Raw genomic sequence first — 8009 nt, 5'->3', positions numbered from 1 at the left:
CGGTGAGACCGGAGACGATGCGCAGCGCCACCGCGATCTGCTGCGTTGCCGGAAGATCAGGATGGCAGCAGATGAACAGCAGCCGCAATATGTCGTCGCGGTAGTGCGCCCCGTCCAGCCGCTCGGCGATATCGCTCTCGGCGTCTTCCAGATCGGAAACCTGGTCTTCCTCCGGCATCGGCGCCTGCTTGGCGCGCTTGCGCACCGCATCGATGCCGCTGTTGCGGCCGACGAAGATCAGCCAGGCCGCCGGGTCGCGCGGCGGCCCGTTCTGCGGCCAGTTCTTCAACGCCCTGAGGCACGCGTCCTGGAAAGCTTCCTCCGCCGTATCGAGATCGCGGAAATAACGCAGCAGCGCGCCCATCGCCTGCGGGCGGGCGGCGCTGATCGCGGAGCTGATCCAGGCCATTTCGGTCATGCGGAAACCGTTGTTGGGTTGAAGACCGAAACCGGCCGGATTTCATAGGAGCCGCCGCTCGGGTTGACCTCGGAAAGCTCGCGGGCGAACTCCACCGCCTCGTCGAGATCGGCGCATTCGAGCGTGTAGAAGCCGAGAAACTGTTCCTTGGTCTCGGCGAACGGCCCGTCGATGACGACCGATTCGCCTTTGACCTTCCTCAACGTCGTCGCGGCCGTGGTCGGCAGAAGCCGTGCCACCGGGCCGAGCCGACCAGCCTTGGCGTACTTGTCCTGAACGTCGAGGAGATTGGCCATGACCTCGTCGTCCTGTGCCTTGCTCCAGGAGCAGACGACATCTTCGGAGGCATAGCAGAGGATTGCGTAGAGCATGGCTGGTCCTTTTCTCTGTCAAAGGACGAAACAGTAAGACCGATCCCGACATGACGTCGATAAAAAAATCCAGATGTGACGGATTTGGCCACCGTCGGCCGCGTCGGTCAGCTTTCTCCCAGTTTCAGCCATCGCAACACGAGAGCTTCCTCGTCATCGAGACCGGCAATCGCCCGTTTGCGCTTGTTGGCCTGCGCCATTTCATCCAGCAACCGTCCCTCGGACCACGCTTCGAAGACCCGCGGATGGATATAGCATTTGCGGCAGACGGCACGCGTATTGCCCAGCCGCTCGGCAACCTTGTCGATGACGCTGTTCATCGCCCTGTTTCGCTGCGTCTGGCTTTGCGGCAGTTCCGTTTGCGCAAACAGCGACGCGGCGTGAATGGTGCCGCCCCAGGTGCGGAAATGCTTCGAACTGAAGGCGTCACCGACCGCCTCACGGATATAGCGGTTGACGTCCTCGGAGCGGACCGGCCGCCTGTCGCCATCCTCATCGAGATACTGGAACAGCTTCTGGCCTGGCAGGTCCTGCGCGCCACGCACAATCCTGGCGATGCGGCGGTCGGCCAGCTTCAGCTTCCACTCCTTGCCCGACTTGCCCTTGAAGGCAAAGCGCAGGCTTGAACCGACAATATCGACATGCCGGTCGCGCAACGTGGTCAGCCCGAAACTCTTGTTGTCGCGGGCGTAGGCGGCATTGCCGACGCGGATCATCGTGTTGTCGAGCAGCCAGACGACCGCGGCGACGACCCGCTCGAACGGCAAGCCACGACGGCGCAGATCGCTATCGACCCTGTGCCGCAGGTCCGGCAGGCTCTCGGCGAATGCGACAAGGCTCGAATATTTGGCACCATCGCGCTCTTCGGCCCATTGCGGATGATAACGATATTGCTTGCGTCCCCGCTGGTCCCTGCCGGTTGCCTGGATATGGCCGTCCGCGTCGGGCGAAATCCACACATCCGTCCAGGCCGGCGGAATGACGATCGCCTCGATGCGGGCTTTGGTGGCGTCCGAAACCGTCCGTCCGTCCGGTCCCTTGTAGGAAAACCCCTTGCCTGTCTTCAGCCGCCGGATACCAGGCTCGGCATCGCTGACATAACTAAGCGACGCATGATCGGCCGAGCTTTGTGCCCCGTTTTTGAACACGCCATCTGGCGATACAGCGTCCTCGCCAGCCGGTCGGCCGGGCGACAATCCGGATTTCTGCAACATGTCGGCTCCACGCGAATTCCGTAGATAAGCCACTGGCCGACCGCTGGTTCCACGCGCCGTCCGAAAACGGTGTCGAGCCTGCCTTCAGGCTTTCTCGAGCACAACCGGAATGACATCGACAGCCTGCTCGCCGACCTGTCCCCCCGTGGTCTTGAGCACGCCGACGATCGGCGCTACGTCCGAATAGTCGCGGCCGTAGCCGACGGTGATATGGTCGTTGCTGGCCCGCATGCCGTTGGTCGGATCGAATTCCTGCCAGCCTGCGTCGCGCCCGCACCAGACCTTGACCCAGGCATGCATGGCATCGGCGCCTTCCAGCCGGGGCTTGCCCTTCGGCGGGATGGTGCGCAGGAAGCCGCTGACATAGCCAGCGGGAATGCCGAGCCCACGCAGGCCGGCGATCATGATATGCGAAAAGTCCTGGCAGACACCGCGCTTCAGCCTGAAGGCATCGCTGGCCCGGGTCCGCACCGTCGTCGCCTCGCCGTCATAGGTGAAATCACGATGAATGCGATGGCACAGGTTCATGGCCGTGCTGGCGGCGGAACCGGCGATGCTGCTGCGTGCGTAGGCGGTGATCGCATCGTCGATGCCGGCATGGGTGCTGGCCGTCAGGAAATGGTGCGGTGCATCAGGTGCTAGAGACCGCACCGCGGCGAGCTCCTGCCTGAGCCGGGCGATATCGGGCGACACGTCGAGCCCGGGCTCGGGCCGAGACACCGACACGCGGGCGCTCATCCTGATGTCGAGCGCATCATGCGCGTCGCGAAAGGCGATCGAGGTGACGTTGTTGCCGAAGAAATCGGAAAAGTCGGAACGCTCGTTGGGCGCCGGCGCAAAGGACAGTGATGCGGCGATGACGCGCTGCACGCCTGATATCGTCGACGGCAGCACGCGCACCTGATGACGACCGCCGCCGGCAGCGGAAGCGTAATCATAGTGGAGATGAAGCCTGATATCGTAGAGCATGATTTATCCGAAATAGGCTTTGGCGAGGCTGTTGTAGAGGCCGCCGATTTCGTGGGCGAGCTCGTCCAGCGCCTTTGCCGTCATATCCGAAGGCTCCTTGATGGCGATCTGGGTGTTGAGCTGCAGGATTTCCTTCGCCGCCGGCGACATTTGCCCCTCCCCGCCGAGCGACGGCAACAGGCCGATTTCGGCCTTCAGCCTTTCGAGCTGGAACAGGATGGAGCGCGGGTTAAGCGGATCGAGCGCCAGCAGGTCGATCACCGTGCGCCGGCCGGCCTGCACCGGATATTGGCGGCGATGGGTCATCACGCTGTCGCCGATCTCCAGCATCATGTCGAGCGCGCCGTCCGGCGCCTTGGCGCTGGTCAGCCGCGACAGCGTGCGGGAGATCTGGATGCCGCGCTCCAGCCGGCGGCCGATCTCGAGGAAGCGCCAACCGGCGAAGCGGTACATGTTCTCGTGCAGCAGGCCGGAAAAGCCGGCGAGCTTACGCAGGATGACTGTCATCGCCCGGGTCGCGTCGTCGCCGGGCGCGACCGTCGTTGCGAACTGATGGATGGTTTTCGACAGGTCCTTCAGCGCCAGCCAGCCATCGGGCGAGAAGCGGTCGCGAATCTGCCCGGCGCTGTAGACCGCGCTATCCAGCGTGCCTATCAGCCCTGACGGGATCGCCGTCTCGACGTCGATGCCGAAAGGTTCGAGATAATCCCTGATGTCGGCGAGCAGCGGCATGTCCGGGTCGGACGTTTCGGCGAGCCGCACATGGTAGGCGCGCAGGATGCGCACCGTGTCTTCCGAGCGCTCGATGTAGCGGCCGAGCCAGGTCAGGTTCTCCGCCGCGCGACTGGGCAGGCTGCCGGGCCTGGTGCGGCTGAAACTGTCGCCTTCCTGCGGCAGCAGCGTCTCGCGCTCCACCGGTTTGTCGCTGACAACCCAGACATCCGCTGCCTGGCCGCCACGCTGCATGGCGATCGCCGTCGGGTCGAGCGACAGGCCGATGCGGGCAAAACCGCCCGGCATCACCGTCCAGCCCTCCGGCGTTCGCGCCAGGTAGACGCGCAGGCTCGCTGGCCGCGGCTCCAGCCACCCGCCGACATAGACGGGCGTCGTCGAAAGCGTCACCGCTTCCTGGCCGACAAAATCGCCGCCATCGCGTTCGATGCGCGCCACCAGCTCCGCCCGCTCTCCGGCCGACAGCGCCGAACCGAGCTTCGTTGAATCGTCATCCTCGAAGGCAAGTCTCGTCGATAGCGCCGGGCCGATCACCATGCGATCGATGTTGGCCAGCACATGCGCGCGTTCGGTTGCTTGCCCGCACCACCATGTCGCGACGCTTGGCAGCAGCAATTCCTCGCCCCGCAAGGCCCGTGAAATCTTGGGCAGGAAGGCGAGCAGCGCACGCGTCTCCATCAGGCCGGAGCCAAGCGCATTGACGGTAGCAACCGCGCCCTGGCGGATCGCCTCGACCAGGCCCGGCGTGCCGATCTGCGAATCCGGGCGCAGTTCGAGCGGATCGGCGAAGGCGGCATCGAGCCGCCGCCACAACACGCTGATCGGCATCAGGCCGGAAACCGTGCGTACCATGAGCCGGCCGCCTGAAACGGTCAAATCCTCGCCTTCGAGCAGCATGATGCCAAGGTAGCGGGCGATGTAGGCGTGTTCGTAATAGGTTTCGTTGAGCGGCCCCGGCGTGAGGATGGCGACGCGGCCGTCGGTCTCCTTGGCCATGCCGATCAGCGCGTCGCGAAAACGGCGGAAAAAGCCGGCAAGGCGGTGCACATGCATCTCGCCATAGATGTCGGACAGCGCGCGTGTGGTGGCGACGCGGTTTTCCAGTGCGAAGCCGGCGCCGGACGGCGCCTGCGTGCGATCGCCAAGCACCCACCACTGGCCGTCAGGTCCACGGCCGAGCTCGAAGGCGCAGAAATGCAGGAAGTGGCCGCCGGCCGGCTTGGTGCCGACGACAGGCCGCAAATATTCGGGGCTGGCGGCGATCAATCCCGCCGGCAGGATGCCTTTTTCGACCAGCCGGTTCGGCCCGTATATATCGGCGATGGTTTCCTCGAACAGTTCGGCGCGCTGCACGAGGCCGGCGCTGATCGCCGCCCACTCGCTCTCTTCGATGAGAACCGGGACATGCGCCAGCGGCCATTCGCGTTCATTGGCGCCGGCCTTGTCATAGACGCGGTAATAAACGCCGGCATCGCGCAGATACTGGTCGGCGCGGGCAAAGCGCTGGCCGAGCTTTTCAGCACCGAGTTCCTCGAGCGCCTCGACAAAATGCTTCCAGGCCGGGCGAGGATTGCCCGATGCATCGACCATCTCGTCGACGACGCCGTCGATAGGCTGGTAGTGCTCCAGCAGGCTGTGGGTCTGCGGCTTGCCGCGTCCCCTCTTGTGATTCCCCTTTGCCATTGCTGATCAGAGTCTTGCCGGCCGCCGAAGGTCAAGGGTCATCGGGAAATCTTCCGCCGGTTGTTCTTCACGGATCACATAGGCGGATGGCGTATGGCCACGCGGTTCGAAGCGGGCGAGCCGCCGAGCTTCCGCCTCGTTGCCATTGACCGGAAAGGTGTCGTAATTGCGCCCGCCGGGATGGGCGACATGGTAGACGCAGCCGCCGACCGCACGGCCCGACCATCGGTCATAGATGTCGAAGACCAGCGGCGTGTTGACCGGCAGCGCCGGATGCAGGCCGGATGCCGGCTGCCAGGCCTTGAACCGCACGCCTGCGACCGCCACTTCGCGATTGTCAGTGACCTTCATCGGCACGATGCGGCCGTTGCAGACGACTGCGTGGCGCTCCGGGTTCAGCCCTTCGGTCTTGACCTGCAGCCGTTCGACCGAGGAATCGACGAAGCGCACGGTGCCGCCGATCGCGCCTTGCTCGCCCATGACATGCCACGGTTCCAGCGCCTGGCGCAGTTCCAGCTTGATGCCGGCATGCTGAACCTCGCCGCAGAACGGAAAGCGGAATTCGAGCTGGGCGTCGAACCATTCGGGACGGAACTCAAAACCGTTGAGCTTGAGGTCGTCGAGCACGTCGAGGAAATCGGCCCAGACATGATGCGGCAGCATGAAACGATCGTGCAGAGAAGTGCCCCATCGCACGAAGCGGCCGTCGAGCGGGTTCTTCCACGCACGGGCGATGATGGCGCGCACCAAAAGTTGCTGCGCGAGGCTCATGCGCGCATTGGGCGGCATCTCGAAGCCGCGGAATTCGACCAGCCCCAGCCGGCCGGTCGGTCCGTCGGGCGAAAACAGCTTGTCGATGCAGATTTCCGAACGATGCGTATTCCCGGTGACGTCGGTCAACAAATTGCGGAACAGCCGGTCGACCAGCCATGGCAAGGGTGCGTTGCCCTGGTCTGGATGCGGCACCTGCGCCATAGCGATCTCAAGCTCGTAGAGCGAGTCGTGACGCGCCTCGTCGAAGCGTGGCGCCTGGCTGGTCGGCCCGATGAACAGGCCGGAGAACAGGTAGGACAGCGACGGATGGCGCTGCCATTGCAGCACCAGGCTCTTCAGCAGGTCCGGCCTTCGCAGGAACGGGCTGTCATTGGGTGTCGCACCGCCGACCACGACATGGTTGCCGCCGCCGGTGCCGGTGTGGCGGCCATCGATCATGAACTTGTCTGCGCCAAGCCGTGTCTGCCGCGCCTCCTCGTAGATCGCCGTCGTCGTCGCCACGCAATCCTGCCAGTTGGAAGCAGGATGGATGTTGACCTCGATGACGCCTGGGTCAGGCGCGACGCGGATGACGTTGAGGCGCGGATCGTGCGGCGGGCCATAGCCTTCGATGTGCACGGGAAGGCCTATCGCCTTCGCCGCGTTCTCGGCCGCCGCGACCAGTTCGAGATAGTCTTCCAGCGCCTCGACCGGCGGCATGAACACGCAAAGCCGGCCATCGCGCGGCTCGACCGAAAGTGCGGTGCGCACCGCGCCGCCAATCTCGGTGATCTCCTGCTCGACCCGCTCCTGCTGGCCGGTCGCAGCGGTGAACGATGCCGCCTGCTGGCGGCGCGCCATCTCGTCGGCGCCTTCCAGTTCGGCTGGAGCCGGTCCGGCCAGTATGGCTTCACGCGCGAGCAGCGGGCCGCGTGGCAGTGATGGATCGACCGGCACGATATAAGGGAATTGCTCCGGCGGCACATAGGGCAACGTGCCGAGCGGCAGCCGGTAGCCGACCGGTGAATCGCCTGGCACCAGGAACAGCCGGCCACGCCGCGTCTTCCATTTTTCCGAACGCCAGCGCGGATCCGATGCCTGGCTGTTCCAGCGCTGGACGGGGAGCACATAGCCGGACGGTTTGGTCAGCCCGCGTTCGAACACTTTCGCCATGCGGCTGCGTTCTTCCGGATCCTCCAGCCTGGAGTTGGACGGATCGACATTGTCGGGCAGCTTGCCTTCCTTGAGCAGCCATTCGGCCGGATCCTCATAGGCTTCGCTCACCATGGCCTTGTCGATGCCGAGTTCGCCGGCAATCGCGGTGAGCAGGCTTTCGGCCTGCTTCGGGCCGATATCGGCCTCGCTCTTTTCGCGTGCGATCAGCGACGGATCGCTCCACACCGGCTGGCCGTCGGCACGCCAGTAGAGCGAAAAGGTCCAGCGCGGCAGGCTTTCGCCCGGATACCATTTGCCCTGGCCGTAATGGAGAAAGCCGCCCGGCGCAAAGCGCTCGCGCAGTTTACGGATCAGTTCGTCGGCCTTTTCGCGCTTGGTGGGACCGACGGCGGCGGTGTTCCATTCGGCCGACTCGAAATCGTCGATCGACACGAAAGTCGGCTCGCCGCCCATCGTCAGCCGCACGTCGCCGGCGGCAAGTGCTTTATCGACCTTGTTGCCCAGAGCGTCGAGCGCCTGCCAGCTTTCGTCCGAAAATGGCTTTGTGATGCGCGGATGTTCGGCGATGCGGTCGACCCGCATCTCGAAGCCGAATTCGACATTGGCGAAGCTCGCCATGCCGGAAATCGGGGCCGCGTTGCGGAAATGCGGCGTGGCGGCCAGCGGCACATGGCTCTCGCCGGTGAGCAGGCC

At 64.6% G+C, this 8009-nt stretch carries 6 protein-coding genes; all 6 read right to left on the bottom strand.

From position 1 onward, the window contains the following. Nucleotides 1-418, bottom strand: a 418-nt coding sequence (locus tag EN925_RS13870) for a sigma factor (RefSeq protein WP_281040645.1), incomplete at its 3' end; no start/stop codon positions are given. After that, entirely contained in the window at nt 415-789 is a 375-nt protein-coding gene (locus tag EN925_RS13865) for a YciI family protein (protein ID WP_013529829.1), read from the bottom strand. The genes EN925_RS13865 and EN925_RS13870, both read right to left, overlap by 4 nt. A 107-nt stretch (nt 790-896) precedes the next feature. Then, the gene (locus tag EN925_RS13860) at nt 897-2003 is read right to left on the bottom strand and encodes a DNA topoisomerase IB (protein ID WP_127369741.1); all 1107 of its coding nucleotides are present in this window, start codon (nt 2001-2003) and stop codon (nt 897-899) included. A gap of 84 nt (nt 2004-2087) precedes the next feature. Beyond that, nucleotides 2088-2972 (bottom strand): transglutaminase family protein, encoded by an 885-nt coding sequence (locus tag EN925_RS13855; RefSeq protein WP_013529827.1) that lies wholly within the window; start codon nt 2970-2972, stop codon nt 2088-2090. A 3-nt stretch (nt 2973-2975) separates the two neighbouring features. Then, a complete protein-coding gene (locus EN925_RS13850) occupies nt 2976-5387 on the bottom strand; it encodes a circularly permuted type 2 ATP-grasp protein (protein ID WP_063173000.1) in 2412 nt (803 codons plus the stop codon). 6 nt (nt 5388-5393) lie between these two features. Further along, nucleotides 5394-8009 (bottom strand): transglutaminase family protein (locus tag EN925_RS13845; RefSeq protein ID WP_128336620.1); only part of this gene is annotated, 2616 nt, incomplete at its 5' end.

This window comes from Mesorhizobium sp. M7A.F.Ca.US.006.04.2.1 (genome assembly GCF_004022915.1).
GTDB lineage: Bacteria > Pseudomonadota > Alphaproteobacteria > Rhizobiales > Rhizobiaceae > Mesorhizobium > Mesorhizobium ciceri.
Note: the sequence above shows the minus strand (reverse complement) of the source record. Positions and strands in the feature narration are given on the sequence as shown.

Excerpts from the sequence above, each read along its gene's own strand:
- EN925_RS13865 (WP_013529829.1), bottom strand. The coding sequence starts at position 789 with ATGCTCTACGCAATCCTCTGCTATGCCTCCGAAGATGTCGTCTGCTCC.
- EN925_RS13860 (WP_127369741.1), bottom strand. The coding sequence starts at position 2,003 with ATGTTGCAGAAATCCGGATTGTCGCCCGGCCGACCGGCTGGCGAGGAC.
- EN925_RS13855 (WP_013529827.1), bottom strand. The coding sequence starts at position 2,972 with ATGCTCTACGATATCAGGCTTCATCTCCACTATGATTACGCTTCCGCT.
- EN925_RS13850 (WP_063173000.1), bottom strand. The coding sequence starts at position 5,387 with ATGGCAAAGGGGAATCACAAGAGGGGACGCGGCAAGCCGCAGACCCAC.